17 protein-coding genes are annotated in these 23,582 nt (G+C 45.7%); 16 read left to right on the top strand and 1 reads right to left on the bottom strand.

Going from position 1 to position 23,582, the window contains the following annotated elements; translation table 11 throughout:
• Positions 1-6 precede the first annotated feature (6 nt).
• The 10 genes from DWX57_RS10550 to DWX57_RS10505 all read left to right on the top strand — a co-directional run bounded on the left by DWX57_RS10550 (position 7) and on the right by DWX57_RS10505 (position 13,148).
• Positions 7-1,386 carry an aminopeptidase gene (locus tag DWX57_RS10550; protein ID WP_022216893.1) on the top strand — a complete coding sequence of 460 codons (1,380 nt, stop codon included), beginning with the start codon at positions 7-9 and terminating at the stop codon, positions 1,384-1,386.
• 26 nt (positions 1,387-1,412) lie between these two features.
• A complete protein-coding gene (locus DWX57_RS10545; protein WP_120124087.1) occupies positions 1,413-5,723 on the top strand; it encodes a hybrid sensor histidine kinase/response regulator in 4,311 nt (1,436 codons plus the stop codon).
• 73 nt (positions 5,724-5,796) lie between these two features.
• On the top strand, positions 5,797-6,288 hold the full coding sequence (gene purE, locus DWX57_RS10540) for a 5-(carboxyamino)imidazole ribonucleotide mutase (RefSeq protein ID WP_015535082.1): 492 nt from the start codon (positions 5,797-5,799) through the stop codon (positions 6,286-6,288).
• A 127-nt stretch (positions 6,289-6,415) separates the two neighbouring features.
• Positions 6,416-7,381 (top strand): Rossmann-like and DUF2520 domain-containing protein, encoded by a 966-nt coding sequence (locus DWX57_RS10535; RefSeq protein ID WP_120124084.1) that lies wholly within the window; start codon positions 6,416-6,418, stop codon positions 7,379-7,381.
• The gene (gene panB / locus DWX57_RS10530) at positions 7,308-8,135 is read left to right on the top strand and encodes a 3-methyl-2-oxobutanoate hydroxymethyltransferase (protein WP_015535079.1); all 828 of its coding nucleotides are present in this window, start codon (positions 7,308-7,310) and stop codon (positions 8,133-8,135) included. Before DWX57_RS10535 ends, panB begins: the two co-directional genes overlap by 74 nt.
• A gap of 14 nt (positions 8,136-8,149) precedes the next feature.
• Complete coding sequence (gene panC / locus DWX57_RS10525) at positions 8,150-8,995, top strand: pantoate--beta-alanine ligase (RefSeq protein ID WP_120124082.1); 846 nt, start codon at positions 8,150-8,152, stop codon at positions 8,993-8,995.
• A gap of 35 nt (positions 8,996-9,030) precedes the next feature.
• Positions 9,031-10,251: a bifunctional phosphopantothenoylcysteine decarboxylase/phosphopantothenate--cysteine ligase CoaBC gene (gene coaBC / locus DWX57_RS10520; protein WP_055223400.1), complete on the top strand. Its 1,221-nt coding sequence runs from the start codon at positions 9,031-9,033 to the stop codon at positions 10,249-10,251.
• A 13-nt stretch (positions 10,252-10,264) separates the two neighbouring features.
• Positions 10,265-10,729: a VanZ family protein gene (locus DWX57_RS10515; protein ID WP_022216887.1), complete on the top strand. Its 465-nt coding sequence runs from the start codon at positions 10,265-10,267 to the stop codon at positions 10,727-10,729.
• Positions 10,716-11,030: a hypothetical protein gene (locus DWX57_RS10510; protein WP_015535076.1), complete on the top strand. Its 315-nt coding sequence runs from the start codon at positions 10,716-10,718 to the stop codon at positions 11,028-11,030. Before DWX57_RS10515 ends, DWX57_RS10510 begins: the two co-directional genes overlap by 14 nt.
• 12 nt (positions 11,031-11,042) lie before the next feature.
• Positions 11,043-13,148 (top strand): aminopeptidase, encoded by a 2,106-nt coding sequence (locus DWX57_RS10505; protein WP_120124079.1) that lies wholly within the window; start codon positions 11,043-11,045, stop codon positions 13,146-13,148.
• Between the two features lie 91 nt (positions 13,149-13,239).
• Here DWX57_RS10505 and DWX57_RS10500 read toward each other — a convergent pair whose 3' ends face one another.
• Entirely contained in the window at positions 13,240-15,549 is a 2,310-nt protein-coding gene (locus DWX57_RS10500; protein ID WP_120124077.1) for a diguanylate cyclase, read from the bottom strand.
• 225 nt (positions 15,550-15,774) lie between these two features.
• Between DWX57_RS10500 and purM the strand changes: the two genes are divergently transcribed.
• The 6 genes from purM (at position 15,775) to radA (ending at position 23,412) form a co-directional block, all read left to right on the top strand.
• Positions 15,775-16,800: a phosphoribosylformylglycinamidine cyclo-ligase gene (gene purM / locus DWX57_RS10495; RefSeq protein ID WP_120124074.1), complete on the top strand. Its 1,026-nt coding sequence runs from the start codon at positions 15,775-15,777 to the stop codon at positions 16,798-16,800.
• Positions 16,794-17,420 carry a phosphoribosylglycinamide formyltransferase gene (gene purN / locus DWX57_RS10490; RefSeq protein WP_022216883.1) on the top strand — a complete coding sequence of 209 codons (627 nt, stop codon included), beginning with the start codon at positions 16,794-16,796 and terminating at the stop codon, positions 17,418-17,420. The genes purM and purN overlap by 7 nt, the downstream gene beginning before the upstream one ends.
• 11 nt (positions 17,421-17,431) lie before the next feature.
• Positions 17,432-18,703, top strand: a complete 1,272-nt coding sequence (gene purD, locus DWX57_RS10485; RefSeq protein ID WP_120124072.1) for a phosphoribosylamine--glycine ligase — start codon at positions 17,432-17,434, stop codon at positions 18,701-18,703.
• A 188-nt stretch (positions 18,704-18,891) separates the two neighbouring features.
• Positions 18,892-21,375, top strand: a complete 2,484-nt coding sequence (locus tag DWX57_RS10480; protein ID WP_120124070.1) for an ATP-dependent Clp protease ATP-binding subunit — start codon at positions 18,892-18,894, stop codon at positions 21,373-21,375.
• Between the two features lie 235 nt (positions 21,376-21,610).
• Positions 21,611-22,027, top strand: a complete 417-nt coding sequence (locus tag DWX57_RS10475; protein WP_022216880.1) for a hypothetical protein — start codon at positions 21,611-21,613, stop codon at positions 22,025-22,027.
• A gap of 23 nt (positions 22,028-22,050) precedes the next feature.
• Positions 22,051-23,412 (top strand): DNA repair protein RadA, encoded by a 1,362-nt coding sequence (gene radA, locus DWX57_RS10470; protein ID WP_022216879.1) that lies wholly within the window; start codon positions 22,051-22,053, stop codon positions 23,410-23,412.
• Positions 23,413-23,582: the final 170 nt, after the last annotated feature.

Genomic DNA, 23,582 nt, shown 5'->3' with positions numbered 1-23,582 from the left:
ATGAAAATGGCACAGAAAAATGCGTGGAACAAATACAAGAAGGATGAGATAAAGGAACTGGAGAGCCTGTGTAAGGACTACAGGGAATTCCTTGACAATGGCAAGACAGAGAGAGAATGCGTTAAAGAGATCGTCAGACAGGCAGAGGATCACGGCTACAGAGATCTGAAGAAGATCATTAAGAACAAGGAGAGCCTTGCAGCTGGAGATAAAGTGTATGCCGTGTGGATGAACAAGACGGTCGCCATGTTCAATATAGGAAAGAAGAAGCTTGAGAAGGGCATGAACATACTCGGTGCACACATTGATTCCCCTCGAATGGATGTGAAGCAGAATCCGCTTTATGAGAAGGGCGGATTTGCATATCTCGACACTCACTATTACGGCGGAATCAAGAAGTATCAGTGGGTAACACTCCCACTTGCCATACACGGTGTTGTTGCAAAGACAAATGGTGACGTTATGACAGTGAACATAGGAGAGGACAAGAATGATCCGGTATTCTGTGTTACAGATCTTCTCATACATCTCTCTCAGGAGCAGCTCAAGAAGAGAGCGGATTCAGTGATAGAGGGAGAGCAGCTTGACATACTGTTTGCAAGCAGACCGCTTGAGGGCAAGGAGAAGGAGGCTGTAAAGGAAGCTGTACTTGCGCTCCTTGAGAAGAAGTACGATATGAAGGAGGAGGATTTCCTCTCAGCAGAGCTCGAGATCGTTCCTGCAGGAAAGGCAAGGAACTGCGGTATAGACGAGAGTATGATCATGGCATATGGCCAGGACGACAGAGTGTGTGCATACACATCCCTTGTCGCCATGCTTGAGGCTGACGATCCGGAGAAGACGACCTGCTGTCTGCTCACTGACAAGGAGGAGATAGGAAGTGTTGGAGCAACAGGAATGCAGTCACACTTCTTCGAGAATACTGTAGCTGAGATCATGAACGCCATGGGTGGCTTCTCAGAGATCTCACTCAGAAGATGTCTTGCATCGTCAAGGATGCTGTCATCGGATGTATCTGCGGGCTTTGATCCTACATTTGAGTCAGCATTTGACAAGAAGAATGCGGCTATCTTCGGTGAGGGAATGGTATTTAACAAGTTCACAGGATCAAGAGGAAAGTCAGGATCAAATGACGCAAATGCAGAATACATGGCGGCTATAAGAAAGATCATGGATGATGCGGAGATCACATACCAGACAGCCGAGCTCGGCAAGGTAGATGTCGGTGGCGGCGGAACCATCGCATATATACTTTCACTGTATGGTATGGAGGTAATAGACTGTGGCGTGGCTGTACTCAACATGCATGCACCATGGGAAGTGACATCTAAGGCAGATATATATGAGACCAAGAAAGGATATGTTGCATTCCTCAAAGAGGCGTAGGAGCGGACATATCTTCGGAGGAAAAAATGAGAGATCATCAAAAGAAACTTATCATATACGTGATAATACTTGCCGTGGCGACAGTGATGTGGCCACGGCTTAGTGTGTTTGCAGATGAGGATTTTACATCAAATTATAACCAGAGGACATTCTCCGATACCGATGGGTTTGACAGTGGAGAGGCAAATTGTGTGTGCCAGTCTGTGAGTGGATACATATGGATAGGTACGGACAACGGACTTTACAGGTATGACGGAAGTGAATTTACACTGTTCTCACTGGACGGTGACGAGGATGCCACGAAATATTCGATCAACTGCATTTATCTCACAAGTGATGAGAAGCTGTATGTTGGAACGGACAACTATGGACTCTACATGTATGATAACGGAACCTTTCAGAGAGTTTCCGAGATGTACAATCTGGGTGTGTCAACCATCAACGCCATGTACGAGGACGATAACAAGAATCTGTGGATAGCGGCCTCGTCGGGAATATTTCGTCTGTCATCTGACGGTGCGGAAGCTCTGGCTGATGATGTCGTGTCAGGACTCAGCGTGGGAAATATATCAGGACATGGGGACTATGTGTATGCAATAGCCAATAATGATATTTTGATAACCGTTGATCCTGAAAGACATGTCTCCATAACCAACAAGTCAGAGTACAGGGTCGACGATATAAACTCACTGTATGTTGACGAGAATGGCAACAGATATTATGGATCCGCCGGATACAGCATCCTTAAGATAGGAACAGACGGCAAGAATGAGATCATCAACACGGGCAGCCTTCACGGAATCAACAAGATATATTCGGATGGCGACAACATCTGGGCGCTTGCCGATGACGGTGTTGGATATATCTCATCAAAGGGTAATGTGACAGCCATCGGGGGACTGAGCTTTAACGAGTCGATGAGCGATATGATCATAGACTTTGAGGGCAATTACTGGTTTACGTCATACAGAAAAGGTATTCTTCAGTTGGAGAGGAGCAAGTTCCAGAATGTCACCATGAAGTACGGCATAGACAGCTCCATCGTGAACTGTGTGACGAGCTACAATGGCAACACGTTTATAGGAACTGATGAAGGTCTGTATATCGTAGATTCAAATGGCAAGCTTGTGATGAGTGCGGACAATGAGCTCGTATCAAAGCTCAGCGGTATAAGTATACGAGATCTGTATGTGGATTCGGACGATCATCTGTGGATAGCTACATATAAGATATATGGTGTAATAAAGGTGGGCCGAAACTGGCAGTACAAGAGCTACAGCCGTGGAGAGTCATCACTCATAAGCAATGCCGTGAACTGTATAACTGAGATAAAGCCGGGAACGGTGGCGGTTGGAACAGAGAACGGTATATCTGTGATAGAGGGCGATGATGTCGTAAAGAGCATATCGAGACTGGATGGACTTGATAACCCTGACATAATCAGCCTGTACGCAGACGAGACCGGCGAGCTGTATGCCGGTTCCAACGGCGCTGGCGTGTTTATAGTTGACACGGATTATACTGTCGGCAAGATGAAGCTGGATGATACCCAGAAGATGAGCGTTGTGTCAAGTATGGTCCGCGGAAGCAGCGGTTTGTGGATAGGAACGGACAATGGTCTGTATTATCAGGAGGGAACCGTCAGACAGGTCACCACCGTGGATAACACCAACGGTATATACGATCTCATAATGGACGATCAGGGATACCTGTGGATGTTTGGTTCCAGAGGTTTATACAGATATTATGAGAAGGATATACTGAGCAATGCCTCACCTGAATATATAAGCTTTACGAAGAACGACGGAATAATATCCAACATAACAGAGAAATCAACCAACTATGTGTCAAAGACAGGCGTTGTGTATGTGTGCTGCGATGAAGGGCTGTGCAGGATAAATCTCAATTCAGAGTATGTGAACGAGGTAGCTCCTAGGGTTCGTATTGCCTCCATAGAGGTGGATGGAACTGAGCATCAGTTCTCAGATCTGGACGGACAGATAGATGTGCCGAAGAACACCAACAGAATAACTATCAAGTTCTCAGTCCTTAGTTATGTAAACCGTGCTGACATATCAGTGGAGTATTACCTTGAGGGCTTTGAGAGCGAGAAGAGAACGCTCACGGGAACTGACAAGATGGAGGTCGAGTACACCAATCTTGAGGGAGGTACTTACCGTTTTATGTTAACTGCAAAAAATGCGGACGGCGTGGAGTGTGAACAGCCGCTTACATTTGTCATAGACAAGGAACTTGGTTTTTTCGAGACGAATCTGGCAAAGATGCTCATTGTGATATTTATAGTTCTTCTTATCTTAGTGGGAATAGCTGTTGCGAGAAGTATCTTCAAGCTTCTCAGAAGACAGAACGAGCAGGTGGAAGAGCTCAGCAAGAAGAGTGAGGAGGCGGAGAAGTCCAATCAGGCAAAGAATGATTATGTAAACTATCTTAATCATGAGATAAGAACTCCACTCAATAACATAATCGCCATCTCAGAGCTTGCCATGAGAAACTGTCAGGATACCCAGAGTGATGAGTATGCACAGTACGGTGCCATGTATGCTGCGGGAAGAGAGATACTCGATATGTCCGATGGAATATCGAAGCTTTCAAACCTCAAGGACGACATCATAGAGCCGGAGTACAAGCAGTATTTTGCCTCGGATCTCATAGATGAGCTCTCCGACGAATTCAAGTCCATGGTGAACAGTGATCTCATCGATCTCAAGGTCAGCATTGAGGACAAGATACCGAACGGACTCATAGGAGATATGACGGCGGTGAGAGAGATTCTTGAGAACATATTTGCATGGTCCGCAAATACTACAAAAGAGGGCTATATAAGCATAGACATTGACTGGCGTATAGCCAGAAGAGCTGACGAGGATGTAGATGAGGCGGAGGTCGAGGATTACACAGTCAGTGAATTCTCGGAGCTCATAGAGGAACCGGAGACTGAGATATCCCGAATATTTGACAGGGATCACGATGAGATATATCTGGACTTCAAGATATCGGATACAGGACTTGGAGTTAAGGAAGAGAGACTTGGAACATTGTTTGAGCTGGATGATTCCTATGAGAGATCAGATATAGGAATGTTCAGAGTCAGTCTTGGCCTTGCCATAGCCAAGGAGCTTGTGCGTATGCTGGATGGAAGCATCAGCGCAGAGAGCATATATGGCGCAGGAACGACCATACGCTTCAGCATCAAGCAGTCAGTGTTTGATTATAGTTATGTCAACTACAATGAGAGAAAGCGCAAGGAAATGGCGAGAAGAAATGCCAATTCACATCTGTGGCTGCCGGATGCCCGCATACTTATAGTGGACGACTCAGAGCTTGCATTACAGGTGGAGAAGACCATATTTGATACATATGGTCTGGCGTGCGACACAGCCACATCGGGATTTGATGCACTTGATAAGGTCATGGTGGAGAATTACGATATGGTATTTATCGACACTGTTATGCCTGTCATGGATGGACTGGATACCGTCAGGGAGATGAGAAATCTTGACGGTGAGGAGTACAAGAAGATGCCTATCATTGCGCTGTCCGCCAACACGGTCGAGACATCCAGAGAGGAGATACTCACATCGGGCTTCAACGATGTCATAGTTAAGCCGATAGAGCTCGATCAGGCAGAATCCATGCTGAGGACTTATATATCGGAGGACAAGATAAAGGAGAGAGACACAGAGCTTTCCCAGTCCGATGATGATATCAACTATATGGAGGATGCAGTCCTGCTTGGAAGATTTGTGTCCGTGGAAGATTCCGTCAAAGCCATGGGTGGAAGCTTCAGAACCTTTAACACATTTGTCAGAAATTACAGGGATGAGTACCGGGAAGAGGTACAGCAGCTCAGAAAATATATAGACGACGATGTGAGAAAGTACAAAAATATAATCCATGACATCAAGAGCAGCAGTGCAAATATCGGGGCTTACGGAATCGAGCGCAAGGCGGCCAACCTGGAGTCTGCGATAAATATCGGAAACCAGCAGTATGCCCGCGATAATACCCGCGATTTTATAGCTATGATGAACGACTTCTTCAAGCAGATAGACAAGTACATGTCAAAGATAAATCATGTGGAGGAGACTGCTGAGAAGGAAGTCCGGGATGGAATAAACAAGAGCAAGCTCAAGGAGCTCAGGGCATTCTTGAGAGCGGGGGACAGCGAACCTGTGGAGGACATTATACGTGATATTGACAGGTACTCCTACGGAGATATAGACACAGAGTTCTTCACTGCACTTAAGGAGTATGTGGGAACCGGAGATTACCAGACCTCCAGTGAGATGATAGACCAGTATCTCAACAGTATCTAACATTATATAAAGTGCGCAGGCAAAATAAGCCTGCGCTGCAATATAAATAAACAAGAAAAGAGGAAATGAAAAAATGAGAGTAGCAATTATCATGGGATCAACAAGTGATCTGCCAAAGGTTGAGCCGGCAGTATCAATTCTTAAGAATTACGGTGTGGAGGTCGATGTGAGATGCCTTTCAGCACACAGAGCACACGCAGGACTTTCAGAATTCATCGAGGAAGCTAACAATAACGGAACAGAGGTCATAATCGCGGCTGCAGGAATGGCGGCAGCACTCCCTGGAGTTGTGGCATCACAGACAGTTCTCCCTGTTATTGGAGTACCTCTCTCAGGCGCAACTCTTGATGGAATGGATGCACTTCTTTCTATCGTTCAGATGCCTTCAGGAATCCCTGTTGCAACAGTTGCGATAAACGGAAGCAAGAATGCTGCATATCTTGCCCTTCAGATAATCGGTGTCAACAACGAGGCAGTCAGATTAAAGCTTCAGGATGAGCGTAGAGACATGGAAAAGGCTGCCATGAAAGCTAACGAAGAAGTAATAGAAAAGTTTAAGTACTAACTTTACAATTAAAAAGTGGAATGTTAGTATGTTGGATGGATGGTATTCGAAAGAAGCTGTACCTGAATCATGCTTCCACAGGAAGCGCATACACGGATACTGACAACAGATTTAAGCAGGTGATTGTATGAGGATTGGATTTATTGGAGCTGGAAAAGTCGGATTCACATTTGGCAGGTATATCGCAGAGAAGAGAGAGCTTGTCAGAGAGAAAACGGATGGAGCATTGTGCCTGGATGTTGGTGGATATTTTAGCGCCAGCAGACAGAGTGCGGAGCTTGCAGCAGAGTTTACCGAGACCTGTGTGTACGACAGCCTGGAGCAGCTGTGTGAGTATAGTGAAATTATTTTTCTCACTGTTCCTGACGGACAGATAGGAGAGGTGTGGAAGAGTATAAAGGATCTTGACATTCGTGGCAGGATCATTTGTCACGCCAGTGGGGCGATGACATCAGATATTTTCTCAGGTATAACAGAGGCGGGAGCCTTTGGTTATTCGATTCATCCTATGTATGCAATAAGTTCAAAGTACGAATCCTATAAAGAACTGGACAATTCATTTTTTACAGTTGAGGGAGATGACAGATATGTCGATAAGGTATGTTCTGTCATAAGAGCCCTCGGCAATAGCTGCGTGCGCATTGATGGTACCGACAAGGTGAAGTATCACGGCGCTGCGGTGTTTGCAAGCAATCTGGTAACAGGGCTGCTGGCGGTTTCACAGGAGCTTCTGACACAGTGCGGCTTCTCGGCGGAGGAGGCACAGAGGGCTATAGTGCCTTTGTTCCTCGGCAATGCGAAAGCTGCGGCTGACAGGGGACCGGTTGACAGCCTGACAGGGCCTGTTGAGAGATGCGATACAGAAACTGTGAGAAAGCATCTGAATGCATTGAGCGGAGATGAACGGAGCGCATATGCTGCGGTGTCCAGATGTCTTGTGCCGGTGGCAGAGAGAAAGCACCCGGACAGAGATTATAGCGGTTTGATACGTCTACTGAACGGAATAGGAGAATTTAATTATGAAGAACACGACGGCAACACTCAGGCAGATGAAGGGAACGGACAAGAAGATATCCATGATCACAGCGTATGATTACACCATGGCGAAGATCGTGGATGAGTCAGGAGTCAACACTATTCTTGTTGGAGATTCCCTGGGCAACACTATCCTCGGATATGAGGACACGATCTCTGTAACTGTTGATGATATGATACATCACAGTGCAGCGGTGGCAAGGGGCGCAAAGAATGCTCTTGTTATCACAGATATGCCATTTATGTCCTATCAGACAAGCGTGTATGACGCGGTTGTCAATGCCGGAAGGATCATGAAGGAAGGACGTGCCGGAGCGGTGAAGCTTGAGGGCGGTCAGGACATGTGTCCGCAGATAAGCGCCATAGTCAAGGCGAGCATACCTGTATGTGCACATCTTGGACTCACACCACAGTCCATCAACGCATTTGGCGGATTCAAGGTGCAGGGCAAGACAGAGGCTGCAGCCAAGAAGCTCATAGAGGATGCAAAGGCTGTTGAGGAGGCAGGCGCATTCATGCTCGTAATGGAGTGCGTACCGGAGAAGCTTGCGAAGATAGTCACAGAGACAGTAAGCATCCCTACCATAGGAATAGGCGCAGGCCGTTACTGCGATGGACAGGTGCTTGTAAATCAGGATATGTTTGGCATGTATTCAGACTTTGTTCCAAAGTTCGTAAAGCAGTTTGCAAATGTGGGCGATGTTATGAGAGGTGCGGTTAAGGCTTATATCGATGAGATAAATGCCGGAACATTCCCGGGCCCTGAGCACACATACAAGATAGACGATGAAGTAATAGAGAAGTTATACTAAAGGAGAAAACGATCATGGTAATTTTAAAGAAGATAGATGAGGTAAGAGCGCAGGTTAAAGAGTGGAAGAAGCAGGGACTTACAGTTGGTCTTGTTCCTACAATGGGTTATCTTCACGAGGGACATCAGAGTCTTATCAAGAAGTCAGTGGAGCAGAACGACAGAACAGTTGTAAGCGTATTTGTAAATCCTATACAGTTTGGACCAAACGAGGATCTTGAGAGCTATCCAAGAGATCTTGAGGCTGATGCAAAGCTCTGTGAGAGCACAGGTGCAGACATCATATTCAATCCGGAGCCTGAGGAGATGTACGCAGACGGCTTCGTGTCATTCATCAACATGACAGGACTTCCAAATGCACTCTGCGGACTTACACGTCCAATACATTTCAAGGGTGTATGTACAGTTGTAGGAAAGCTCTTCAATATAGTTATACCTGACAGAGCATACTTTGGACAGAAGGATGCCCAGCAGCTTGCCATCATCATGAGAATGGTCAAGGATCTGAACTTTGATATAGAGATAGTCGGCTGTCCGATCATAAGAGAGGCGGACGGACTGGCAAAGAGCTCAAGAAACATCTACCTCACACCAGAGGAGAGAAAGGCTGCAGTAGTTCTCAGCAAGGCCGTAAAGCTTGGTCAGGACATGATAGCTGACGGAGAGAGAGACGCAGCGAAGATCGTTGGTGAGATGAAGAAGCTCATCTCTGCTGAACCGCTTGCAACTATCGACTATGTAGAGATGGTCAACATGGATACCATGCAGTCCATAGAGAAGGCAGAAGGACATGTACTCTGTGCAATGGCAGTCAAGTTCGGCAAGGCGAGACTGATTGACAACTTTATAGCTGAGTTATAGAATACAGCCTTTGAAGAAAGGATAAAATACACAGTATGTTAAAAGGGAAGACAGTAGTTCTCGGAGTCACAGGAAGCATTGCGGCATATAAGATAGCCAATCTGGCAAGTATGCTGGTGAAAAAGCATGCGGATGTGCATGTCATCATGACGGAGAACGCAACAAACTTTATCAATCCGATCACATTTGAGACGCTCACAGGCAACAAATGCCTGGTCGATACATTTGACAGGAATTTCCAGTTCAACGTGGAGCACGTAGCACTGGCAAAGAGGGCGGATGTGTTCATGGTGGCACCTGCGTCGGCCAATATAATCGGCAAGATAGCGGGGGGAATAGCAGACGATATGCTCAGCACAACGATCATGCCGGCAAAATGTCCTAAGATCATAGCACCGGCCATGAATACCGGAATGATAGAGAATCCTATAGTACAGGACAATATAAAGAAGCTTGAGTCATATGGATATGAGATAGTGGAATCCGCAACTGGATACCTTGCATGTGGAGACACAGGCAAGGGCAAGCTCCCTGATGCGGAGGTTCTTCAGGATTATATCCTTAAGGCCATAGCGAAAGAAAAGGATATGGCCGGGGTGAGACTTCTGGTTACGGCAGGCCCTACCCGTGAGGCCATAGACCCGGTCAGATATATAACGAATCACTCCACAGGCAAGATGGGATATGCCATTGCCAGACAGGCCATGCTCAGAGGGGCGGACGTCACCCTGGTCACAGGCAAGGTGGAGATAGAACCGCCGAGATTTGTCAATGTGGTTGACATAACATCGGCTCAGGATATGTATGAGGCTGTCATGGACAGAAGTACAGAGCAGGACGTGATCATCAAGGCTGCTGCGGTGGCTGATTACAGGCCTGCAGAGGTGGCAGAACACAAGATCAAGAAGGCTGATGGAGACATGAGCATCAAGCTTTCGAGAACGAAGGATATTCTGCTTGCACTTGGAAATCAGAGAATTGAAAAGGGGATACAGGATCAGATCATCTGCGGATTCTCAATGGAGACGAGGGATCTCATAGAGAATTCAAGGAAGAAGATAGATTCAAAGCATATAGATCTTATTGCGGCAAATAATTTAAAGGTCGCAGGGGCGGGATTTGGTGTTGACACCAATGTTCTCACTCTCATTACAAGGGACAGTATCAGTGAACTTCCGATGATGTCAAAGGAAGAGTGTGCAGACATGCTTCTTGACAGAATAATGGAGATGCGTAAAGTTGCAGACCTGTCCTGACAGGAGTAATATTTTGAAGCAGATAGATAGAAAAAAACTCAGGGCTGTGTGCTCTGTGTTGTTTGTGCTTTATATAATCTGTATCGTTTACTTTCTTATTTTCAGCGATATGTTTGGCAGAGGGGGATATGATGAACGCAGATACAATCTTCACCCTCTGCAGGAAATACAGCGATTTATCACATACGGTGATCAGATGTCGCCAATGAGTGTATTTCTGAATCTCTATGGCAATATAATCGCATTTATACCGTTTGGTATGCTGCTCAGATGGGCGAGAAATAAGAACACGACATTTGTACAGGCTCTCCTGTACTCTCTGGGATTTACACTTGCCATAGAGACGGTGCAGTACATAACCAAACTGGGGGTGTTCGACATCGATGACATCATCATGAATACGCTTGGTGGAGTCATAGGATATTGTATATATTACGTTACAGCAAAACTTATCAGGAGATATCATGCAAAGAAGTAAGGAATTCAAAGTTTCGACACCGGGTCTGCCGACGGACACCATAATTGGATACTTTCTGGGCGGATTTGGCGGAGTGTTTGTGGTCATATCCATCATAAAATCCATACTTACCCAGGGAAAGGTACAGAGGGTGTACGGAGTCCTCATGGTCAGCGCGATGCTGATGGCATTTACAGGCCTGGTATTCTCGGCCATAGGCTACAGGGCGGACAACGGAGGTATAACAAACAAGAAGATGGCGATCATACTTAATGTTATAGTTCTTGGAGCGTCTGTTATATTTTTATTGATGGGATTATAGAAAGGGCATGCGATGAATTATTATAAGAATCTTACAGAAGAATATGATGATATAGAAGAGCGCTATGAGCTTATCATGGAACGTGTGAGACAGATAATCCATGAATCACTGGTAAAGGAGCCGTACAGAGATTATTTCAGTCATGTTGCCGGATTTATAGCTAGAATAGGAGATGTTCTGGAACTGGTAAAAAATGACGCACTGCCAGACAGGAGCCTTGATCAGCTTCAGGCGATGAACCATGGGCTGTACAACGACATACTGGGAGACAACTACAATAGAAGCTATGCAAATTACAGATATATCATGGGTGAGTTTTCAAAGGATTACACCCGTGACAAAGAGGAGATAAAGCGCATCGCCCAGCTTCTGGGATTTGTGTACAACGAGATAAGAGGAATGACAGTGTACGCATTTGAGGGCAGAGTGGTTGACATAACTTTGTTTGCGGAGCTGTTTGTCCAGATATATTTCATGTTTCAGGATGATTTTTCCGTGAAGGATCTGGAATCCGCTGTGTATTATTTTGAGAACGATTATGCCGAGTTCTGGATCACGTACAGGATAAGAGAGCAGCTTGACCCTGATCTCACATTTGCGACGGATATCATTATGAACAGCGATTTGGGCGATGTCACGTATCTGTACAGATATGGAGAGTATGTTGGAAAAAATGAGATCGACACGGCGATTTTCATGAGTACCCTGCCGGATTCAGAGATAGAGGCCATGGCAAGAACATTCACCGAGGGCTACAGACTGGGATTCGAGGCTGCCGGAATAGATCTCTCGAAGAAGAAAACTGTAAATATCCGATATTTCCTTGGACAGGAGAGGATGATAAGAGCCGCGATACTGCAGTTTGAGCAGATGGGTCTGAGGCCGATATGCTACCGATATGCGGCAAACAGGATCAACAGGAGACTTATACACAGGATAGGTTATTCGTCAAGCGTTCCTAACAGACAGCTCGAGTACGATCACAGGATGGATGAGGCACTCTTCATGGACAAGAAGCTCATGGAGAGAAAGCTGGAGGTGCTTAGACAGGCATACAAGAATATGGCCTATGAGGCTTCAGTATATGCGGGCCCTGCGGTGGTCGAGGTGTTCGGCGAGAACCCATTTGAGCCGGAGAACAGTGAACTGAATCCTGTGCTCGACAAGAAACAGCAGGAGGCTGCGATCTCATACCGCACAATGAGTTCACAGATCGTAAATGAATATATAGCCCAGGATCAGTGCAGCTTCACTATAATAGCATACCCTGTGCCGGAGATCGGAGATAGATACAGAGATATATTCAGGGATACTGTCAGGATCAACACACTGGACAATGATCTGTTCAGGGCGATCCATCAGAGTATGATAGATGAGCTTGATAAGGCTGAACACGTGAGGGTTGTCGGTCAGGGAGCAAATGTGACTGATATGACCGTTATGATGCACGAGATGACAGATCCATCGAAGGAGACCAACTTTGAGAACTGCGTAGCCGATGTGAATATACCTGTTGGAGAGGTGTTCACTTCACCGAAGCTCACCGGAACCCACGGAATATTAAACGTAAGTGAAGTATTCCTGGACGGCCTGAAATATGTGAATCTCAAGCTTACATTTGAGGATGGAAAAATAGCGGACTATACATGTGACAACTATCCGGATACGGAGAAGAACAAGGCGTATATAAAGGAGAATCTTCTGGGCGGAAGGGATACACTTCCTATAGGAGAGTTTGCAATAGGAACAAATACGACAGCATACGTCATGGCAAACAAATATGACATAGTGTATAAACTGCCTATCCTCATAGTTGAGAAGATGGGACCGCATTTTGCTGTGGGAGATACATGCTATAGCTGGAGTGAGGAAAATGTGCTCCACAATCCTGATGGCAAGGAGATCGTGGCAAAGGACAATGAGTGTTCTATTCTGAGAAAAACAGATGTGTCAAAGGCGTATTTCAACTGCCATACAGACATAACAATACCTTATGATGAGATAGGAGGAATATATTCCGTTCATCCGGATGGAACTGAAGTTCCGATCATCGAGAAGGGCAGATTTGTCCTGCCGGGAACAGAGAAGCTCAATGAAGCGCTGGATCAGGCAAAGTAGACCTATAGGACAAAAAGAGACAGATATCTATTTCAGTCGAAATAAATATCTGTCTCTCTTTATGTATATATCTTTGTTCTGATACTGAAGATTACTTCAGTATGGACATTCTCTTGTATCTCTTGTTTGAGTAAAGTGCCGTGTCTGCCTGTGAGAGTAGATCCTCGATGGTCTGTTCTCCATCGCAGACAAATTCAGTAACACCAACGCTCATCTCTATGAAGTATGGCTTGCCACAGGTTGCGTTCAGCTCGGCTGAGAAATCCTTGATCTTGCGCTGCACTTCGGTGACGTAATCGGAGTTGTCTATAAATGCAAAGCATACGAACTCATCGCCGCCTATTCTACCGATGACATCATGTGGACCGAAGCTCTGGGACAGGATGTTCGCGATGTTCTTGAGGGCGAAGTCACCGTCCTTGTGTCCAAATTTGTCATTTACAACTTTCAGTGAATCCATATCAGCGAAGAGAAGTATGGCCTTCATTCCACAGTTTGACGGAATGTTGATATAGTATTCAACCCGCTCCATAAATCCACGTCTGTTATATATACCCGTCAGCTCATCTGATGTCGACAGGTGGTTCAGAAGCTCGTTCTTCTCGTGGATCTCGTTCAGAGACATCCTGAGCTGTTCCTGCGTGATGTTCTGCTCACGGAGCAGCGACATATATTTCAGTGCTGCACCGAGCTGCAGGCTGGTGGAATATATGGAACTGAAGTGAGCCACATCTGTGTTGCATATGAACACTCCGTGGTGATCCTCGTTTGTAAATATAGGAACTATGACGGATGTAAAACGCTTGTCATAGTATGTATATTCGTTGTCAAAAATTTCTACAGAAGGAACCCTTCTGGACTCTCCGAAAAGCACCTGACAATTGTTCGGGTTGAAGAAAGCCTGAAGGAAGACTGACTTTGGAACGATCCAGCTTCCCGTGTCTGTGATGCGCACAGGATCGTCGTAGGTGTAGATGTAAGCTCCTTCGTAATTCAGCCCCTGAAGCTTGTGGAGGATGGATGTGTATGTCTTGCCAAGATCCTCGCCGTATGTCAGGGTGTCACGGGTTATGTATATTGATGACCAGCCCATCATCTTGTTCTCGTATATCGTGTTGTAAAGCTGATTCGAGATGAAGAGTGATATGGTGTTGGTTATGGTCGTGTTAAGTCTGTTGAACTGGAGACTCTTGGCTGCAGACAATTTACAGCTTGAGAAGATGGAAGCCAGTTCACGGAACATGTATGCTGTTTTCTGGACAGAATAAAAATCGGTCAGGTCAGATTCGAGAATACATTTGAGTTCATCGATGATCTTGTTCTGTGGATACTCCGTATCAATGTCGCTCTTGATCACGGATACTATATCAATGAGTATCCTGTTGTATGCGGACATGACTTTGGAGGCAAAGAAAGAATCTGCAATCTCTCCGAAGAGTCGTCCGTCGAGAATATCGATGATGTCCGGTATGTCAAGATCCAGTAAATGTCTGCCGGCATCTATCAGGTCGCTCTCTGTGCACAGGTGACAGCAACAGGACAGTCTGTTTATAAGTCTGGAATCCAGAGTCTCGGATTTCATGTTGCCGGTCTGGGCAAGTCTCACCGCCGCATACACTGCACGGAAACCGAGTTCACAGGAATTGATATTGACTGTGGTGAGGGGGGGATCCATGTTGACGGAAGATGGTGAATCGTCAAAACCGATGACTGACATGGTTTCTCCTATGCGTATTCCTCTGGACTTGAGTTCTGCATAACCGCCTATTGCCATGCGATCATTTGCAAATACGATGGCATCGGCATCCGGGTTGACATCCAGAAGCTGTGCAGTCTCCTCCTGACAGTATTCTGCGAAGTCGCCGTGTATTATCATGCGGTCCTCAACGCTGAGTCCGTTCTCAGAGAGAACCTCTCTGTATATCTTGAGTCTGAGATTGCTGTCGGTGTTGTCATCCTTGCCGGCAACAAAGCATATATGCTTTCTCTTGTGTTCTTTTATGAGATGTTCTATGGCATCCCTCATTCCTCTTGAATTGTCTGTTCTGATGCATGGATATCCCGGAAGCTTCTCCTCCAGTGTGAGGATAGGTATTCCATCAAAATGGGAAAGGAAAGAATTCATGTCCTTCTCCGATAACAGAGATGATATAGCTCCGACGGAGATGATAAGTGCGTCCAGACACTCAGGATGTGCATAGTAGAAAATCGAATTATACTGGTAATCATACAGTTGATTGGCAGGATCATAAAAGGAGGCATTCAGAAACATGCCCGGAAATATGATGAGATTGCAGTCAAGTTCCTTTGCTGCGTATTCAGCTCCTTTGCAAACCTCTGTTGCGTAATCGTTATCAATATGACACGTAAAAATACCGATGTTCAATCTGTTGTTGGTCATGCGGGTGCTCCTTTAGTAACTGCTTTTGCTGTAGTATAATCGACTGTTATATATTGCGGATAGCTATAATCACAATATATTGTGATTATACCACACGTTCACCACATTATCAATTTGTAATCATCTCAATCTTTACAAAGTATTCGATATAATCTATAATTTATTGGAATATTTGAAAAGGTGCCGGTGCGCCTTGTACAAAACAGATAACAGGAGGATAAGAAATTGGATTACAAGAATGCCGGAGTAGATATTGAAGCTGGATACAAGTCTGTGGAGCTTATGAAGAAGCATATCAAGACAACCATGAGACCCGAGGTACTTGGCGGAATTGGTGGATTCGCAGGAGCTTTCAGTCTCGTTAAGATCAAGGATATGGAAGAGCCTATACTTCTGTCAGGAACAGATGGATGTGGAACAAAGGTTCAGCTCGCTTATATTATGGATAAGCATGACACCATCGGAATCGACGCAGTGGCAATGTGTGTGAATGATATCGCATGCTCTGGTGGAGAGCCACTTTTCTTCCTTGACTATATAGCATGTGGCAAGAACTATCCTGAGAAGATTGCAACTATAGTAAGCGGCGTTGCAGAGGGATGCAACCAGTCAGGAGCTGCCCTCGTAGGTGGTGAGACAGCAGAACATCCGGGACTTATGCCTGAGGATGAGTACGACCTTGCAGGATTTGCAGTAGGTGTTGTTGAGAAGAAGGATCTTATTACAGGAGAGAGCATTAAGCCTGGAGATACACTTATAGGTATCGCTTCAAGTGGAGTGCACAGCAACGGTTTCTCACTTGTAAGAAAGGTTTTCGAGATGACAAAGGAATCTCTTGATACATATTACGACGAGCTTGGCAAGACACTCGGTGAGGCACTTATTGAGCCTACAAGAATCTATGTAAAGGCTCTCAAGTCAGTGAAGGATGCAGGCATTACGATCAAGGGATGCAGTCACATCACAGGTGGTGGATTCTATGAGAATATCCCAAGAATGCTTCCAGACGGAGTTCGTGCTCAGGTTAAGAAGGATTCATATGAGGTACCGGCTATATTCAAGCTTCTCGCAAAGAAAGGCGATATAGATGAGCATATGATGTACAACACATACAACATGGGAGTTGGTATGTGTCTTGCTATAGACCCTGCAGACGCAGATAAGACTATTGCAGCTATAGAAGCTGCCGGCGACAAGGCATTTGTTCTCGGTACAGTTGTAGCTGGTGAAAAGGGAGTAGACTTATGCTAAAGGTTGCAGTTCTGGTATCAGGCGGCGGAACCAATCTTCAGGCCATCATAGATGCCATAGATAATAAAGTCATAACAGATACGGAGATAGTTGCGGTCATAAGCAACAATAAGAATGCATTTGCTCTTGAGAGGGCGAAGAAGGTGGGAATAGCAGCGGAGGTCGTAAGCCCTAAGGATTACGCGGACAGAGCTCGATTCAACGAAGCACTTCTCGCAAAGCTTCAGGAGACCGGAGCGGATCTTATAGTTCTCGCAGGATATCTTGTGGTCATACCTGAGATAGTGATAGATGCATATCCGAATAAGATAGTCAACATACACCCATCACTCATACCGGCATTCTGCGGAACAGGCTACTATGGACTTAAAGTTCATGAGGCAGCCCTTGCAAGAGGTGTCAAGGTAGTGGGAGCTACGGTCCATTTTGTAGATAAAGGCACTGACACAGGTCCGATCATCATGCAGAAGGCAGTTGCAGTACAGAATGGTGATACACCGAAAGCTCTGCAGCAGCGTGTGATGGAACAGGCTGAGTGGAAGCTTCTGCCTGCGGTTATAGACAAGATCGCCCATGGCAAAGTACATGTTGAAGATGGAATTGCAGTTGTAGAAGATTAGGAGGAATATCCATGAAAGTATTGGTAGTAGGAAGCGGCGGAAGAGAGCATGCTATAGTTACAAGTATTTCAAAGAGTGATAAAGTATCCAAGATATATTGTGCACCTGGCAACGCAGGTATCGCAGCACTTGCAGAGTGCGTTGATATAGGTGTGATGGATTTTGATAAGCTGGTTGCATTTGCAAAGGATAAGGCAGTCGATCTGGTTGTTGTTGCGCCGGATGATCCGCTTGTTGCAGGTGCGGTCGATGCATTTGAGGCAGCCGGTATCAGAGCATTCGGACCTCGTGCAAATGCAGCAATCATAGAGGGCTCAAAGGCGTTCTCCAAGGATCTCATGAAGAAGTATGGCATACCTACAGCAGCTTATGAGAACTTTACAGATGCAGATTCAGCACTCAAGTACCTTGAGACAGCTACATTCCCTATAGTTTTAAAGGCCGACGGACTTGCACTCGGCAAGGGAGTTCTCATTTGTAACGACCTTGAGGAGGCAAAGGCAGGCGTCAAGGAGATCATGCTTGACAAGCACTTTGGTTCAGCCGGAAATACCATGGTAATAGAGGAGTTCATGACAGGACGTGAGGTATCAGTTCTCTGCTTCTGTGATGGAACAACGATCAAGCCTATGACTTCAGCGCAGGATCACAAGAGAGCAAAGGATGGAGATCAGGGACTCAACACAGGCGGAATGGGAACATTCTCCCCAAGTCCATTCTATACAAAAGAGATAGACGAGTATTGCATGGAGAACATCTACAAGCCAACCATGGCTGCCATGAAAGCTGAGGGCAGAGAGTTCAAGGGAGTTCTGTTCTGCGGACTCATGATGACTCCAAATGGTGTTAAGGTTCTCGAGTACAATGCAAGATTTGGTGACCCTGAGGCTCAGGTAGTTCTTCCACGTATGAAGAATGATATTATTGATGTCATGGAGGCATGTATCGACGGAACACTTGACAAGGTCGATCTTCAGTTTGAGGACAACGCAGCAGTGTGCGTAGTTCTTGCATCAGACGGATACCCTGTATCATATGAGAAGGGCTATCCTATACATGGACTTGAGAAGTTTGACGGCAAGGATGAGTACTTTGTATTCCATGCCGGCACAAAGTTTGACGGTGATCAGATCGTGACAAATGGCGGCCGTGTACTCGGTGTTACAGCAAAGGGCAAGGATCTTTTCGAGGCTCGTGCGAATGCATATGCTGCGACAGAGTGGATCACATTTGACAACAAGTACATGAGACATGATATAGGTAAGGCTATAGACGAGCAGTAATCTATAGATATATATTTACGGAAGAGGTTTTGAGAGAATTTGTCTCAAAACCTCTTTTGTATTCCTGTAATATATATGTTATAATGAAGCACGCTGATGCGTGCGTAGGTCATCGCGCTTACGCACGACGACATATGCTATAATGAAGCGCATAAAATCCTAGATTATTTAGATTTGAGGTGGACTGAATGAAATTACCGTACAGCAAAGAATCTGACATAGTTATAAAAGAGGCAAACAGGGTGGCGAGGAAGCTTGGACAGAATTTTGTCGGAAGCGAGCATTTTATCGTTGCACTGGCATCTGTAGCAGATACAACAGCGTACAGTATTCTGAACGAGAATGGTCTGGATATAGTTAAGATCATAGATGCGTTGAAGTATACATTGGAACCTGGTGGAGTAGTCACAGGGGAGAGAGACAAATATACGATGAGCGCAAGAAGGATTCTCGATGACTCACAGTATGAGGCGAGAAGACTCAATTCCCAGGAGGTGGGAACAGAGCATATCCTTCTGGCACTTATAAAGGAGACAGACTGTGTAGCTGTAAAGCTTATGGCATCAGAGAATGTAAATATCCAGAAGGTGTACACAGACATACTTCTGGCCTGTGGAAGCGATGCGAATACGGCAAAGAGAGAATATGCAGCACTGAAAAAGTCGAGAAATAAGAGCAAGACATCCACACCTACACTGGATCAGTATTCCAGAGATCTGACACAGGAAGCACGGATGGGCAATATGGATCCGGTCATCGGACGTACAAAAGAGATAGAGAGAGTCATGCAGATACTCAGCAGACGAATGAAGAACAATCCATGTATGGTCGGAGAGCCGGGTGTTGGAAAGACTGCTGTTGTGGAGGGCATAGCATATCTCATAGCCCACGATGAAGTGCCGGATACTGTAAAGGGTAAAAGGCTCCTTTCGCTTGACCTTTCAAGCATGGTTGCCGGTTCCAAGTACAGAGGAGAGTTTGAGGACAGGATAAAGAAGGTCATCGGAGAGGTCATATCGGATGGCAATATCATATTGTTTGTGGATGAACTTCACACACTCATAGGGGCAGGCGGTGCCGAGGGTGCAATAGATGCGTCCAATATACTGAAGCCGTCCCTGTCACGCGGCGAGATCCAGATGATAGGTGCTACGACTCTGAACGAATATCGGAAGTATATAGAGAAGGATGCGGCCCTTGAGAGAAGATTCCAGCCGGTGTACGTGGATGAGCCTACAAGGGATGAGGCAGTGGAGATACTCAAGGGACTCAGACCATGCTATGAGCAGCATCACAATGTCGATATAAGCGATGATGCGGTTGAAGCTGCGGTGGATCTGTCCATCAGATATATAACAGACAGATTCCTGCCGGACAAAGCCATAGATCTTATGGATGAGGCATGCTCCAGAAAGAGGCTCGGATTCTCATCGGACAGACATAATTATGAGAAGAAAAAGGCTGTGGAGGCTGAGCTTACAACGCTCAACGACGATCTGGAGAAGGCACTCATGGCTGGCAATATAGAGGCGGCGGCAGAGGTGAGCGCGAGACAGAAGGAGCTTGCAAAGAAGAATGCAAGAAAGCAGTCTTCCAGCCGGAGAAATATCACAGTTCAGGAGAACGATATTGCGGATGTTGTGTCCGTGTGGACCAAGATCCCTGTGAGCAAGCTCACGGAGAAGGAGTCAAAGAAGCTTGAACGCCTTGAGAGTGAACTTCACAAGAGGGTAGTTGGCCAGGAGGAGGCTGTTACAGCCGTATCACGTGCTATCAAGAGAAGCAGAGTCGGACTTAAGGATCCGAAGAGACCGATGGGATCATTTCTGTTCCTCGGACCTACAGGTGTCGGTAAGACAGAGCTTTCCAAGGCTCTTGCAGATATAGTATTTGGAAGTGAGGATGCCCTGATAAGAGTTGACATGTCGGAGTACATGGAGAAGCACAGCGTGTCCAAGATGATAGGTTCACCTCCGGGTTATGTAGGCTTTGAGGAGGGCGGACAGCTCAGCGAGAAGGTCAGGACCAATCCGTATTCTGTTGTGCTGTTTGACGAGATAGAGAAGGCTCACAGCGATGTGTTCAACATTCTCCTTCAGGTACTTGATGACGGACATATAACGGATTCCCAGGGAAGAAAGGTGGATTTCAAGAACACCATCATAATCATGACCTCCAATACAGGGGCACAGGGTATAGTTGACCCTAAGCAGCTTGGATTTGTCACGGTAAGCGATGAGACAAAGGAACATGAGAAGATGAAGAGCAATGTAATGGATGAGCTCAAGAGAACCTTCAAGCCGGAGTTCCTGAACAGAATAGACGACATAATCGTGTTCCATGCCCTGAGCGAGGCAAATGTAAAGGATATAACCGGACTTATGTTAAAGGAACTTAAGAACCGTGTCCAGACACAGATGGATATTGAGCTTAAGTTCACCGACCATGCAAAGAAATATATCTTTGGAAAAGGCTATGACAAGAAGTATGGAGCAAGACCACTCAAAAGGGCTATTCAGACATATGTGGAGGATGTGCTTGCGGAGGCGATGCTTAGAGGTGATGTCAAAAAAGGTGATACAGTCACAGTGTCAACGAAGAAAAAGAAGGAAGCCGACGGAAAAACCACTGAGAAAATATCACTTACAGCGAAACAAAAGACAGAGGAATGATGTCGGATTAGATATTTGTGATGTGAGCATGATATACAGTAGTGCCAAGTGCGGAAAAATAGCAGTAGAAATTAATATGAAATATTGGTGAAAATGCATAATTTTGTAGAAAAAAAGGATGCATTACTGTATAATGAAAATCACTAACGGATAGTATACAGAGATTATTGATATATATCAGGATATTATTGCGATAGAGTTCAGATCATACAAAAACAACAGGAGGATAAGATCAATGTCAGTAGTAAATGAATTGATAAATGCACAGGGGGAGTCATTGGAATTCGGTAATTATGAGCTTGGAGCAAAGACCAAGAAGGACGGTTTTGAGTTCCAGGGAGATATCTACAAGATAAAGACTTTCAACGAGATCACAAAGCTTGAGAAGAACGGAATGTTCGTATATGAGTCAGTACCGGGAACAGCAGTACATGGTTTCAAGGCTGATGAGAACGATGTTACATTTGTAGTTGAGGGACCAGAGAATGCGTCCATCACACTTGAGCTTGAGCCTGAGACAGAGTACAAGGTTCACGTAGACGATGTATATGTCGGCAAGAACAAGACCAACCTCGGTGGCAAGATGAGCATAAGCGTAGATCTTGAAGAGGGCAGACCAGTCAAGGTTGATGTTAAGAGAGCATTTGACTAATATAGCATACACAGGAGATATTTATGGCAAAAGGAAAACAGGTGTTTTTTTGCCAGGAATGTGGATTCGAATCGACAAAATGGATGGGGCAGTGTCCCGGCTGTAAAGCGTGGAATTCATTTTGCGAGGAGAAAGTGACAGTAGGCGCCAAGAGCCAGTCCGGTAGAAGGGCTGTCGTGGCGCCTACAAGCATTTTGGAGGTGGAGACCACCGACGAGACGCGTTTTACCACAGGAATAGGCGAATTAAACAGAGTATTAGGCGGCGGGATAGTGAGCGGATCCCTTGTGCTGGTGGGAGGAGATCCGGGTATAGGTAAATCCACCATATTGCTGCAGATGTGCAGGAATATGTCAGAGATGGGACAGAAGATACTTTATGTGTCAGGTGAGGAGTCTCTTTCACAGATAAAGATGAGGGCAGAGCGTATCGGAAATTTTACAAAGGACATGCTGCTTCTCTGTGTCAACAATCTCGAGGATGTGGAGGAGTATGTCAAGAAGGACACTCCAAAGGTCATTGTTATAGATTCCATACAGACCATAGTTACGGATGACGTGGAGTCTGCACCGGGAAGTGTATCCCAGGTAAAGGAAGTTACAGCCAGACTCATGAGGATGGCGAAGCAGACAGGGATCGCCATATTCATAGTAGGACATGTTACCAAAGAGGGAACCGTGGCAGGCCCAAGAACCCTTGAACATATGGTAGATACAGTTCTCTATTTCGAGGGCGAGCGTAATGCCGGGTTTAGAGTCCTTCGTGCAGTAAAGAACAGATTTGGCTCGACAAATGAGATCGGTGTATTTGAGATGAAGGGAACCGGACTTGCAGAGGTGAAGAATCCGTCACAGCTTATGCTGGATGGAAGACCTGATGACACATCCGGGTCTGTAGTAGTATGTACAATGGAAGGAACAAGACCGATATTGCTTGAGATCCAGGCTCTGGTGTGCCAGTCAAGCTTCAATCTGCCAAGAAGAACAAGTGTGGGACTCGACTACAACAGGGTAAATCTCTTGCTTGCTGTTCTCGAGAAGAGAGGCGGCATAGTTATGGCGGGCTGTGATGCATATGTGAATATAGCCGGAGGTATGCGCCTTGATGATCCGTCGGCAGATCTGGGAATAGTATTTGCTCTTGTATCAAGCTTCAAGAACCGTGCCATACCTTCTGATATGGTCATGTTCGGAGAGATGGGACTTTCAGGCGAAGTGCGTGGAGTGTCAGGTGCTGAGCAGAGAGTACGCGAGGCCGCAAAGATGGGATTTAAGACCTGTATCATACCGAGATCCAATCTGGACAATGTGAAGAAGATGAAAGACCTTGGAGATATGAAGGTGGTAGGTGTCGCAAATATACAGCAGGCACTGGAGTATATATAGAAGAAAATATTCAATCATATAAAGCACGATAATAGCGGTGAGCATGGCCACAGTATCATTTGGTATTGTGGCCAAAATTATTTCGTGTAAAATTCAATAAAAGTGCTTGACTTTGCCAAATGATGGTGGTATCTTATAAAAGCTGTCGCGTGAGACGGTGTCAGAAACAT

Source organism: Coprococcus sp. AF19-8AC, assembly GCF_003603115.1.
In the GTDB taxonomy this organism is placed as follows: Bacteria; Bacillota; Clostridia; order Lachnospirales; family Lachnospiraceae; genus Coprococcus; species Coprococcus aceti.
Note: the sequence above shows the minus strand (reverse complement) of the source record. Positions and strands in the feature narration are given on the sequence as shown.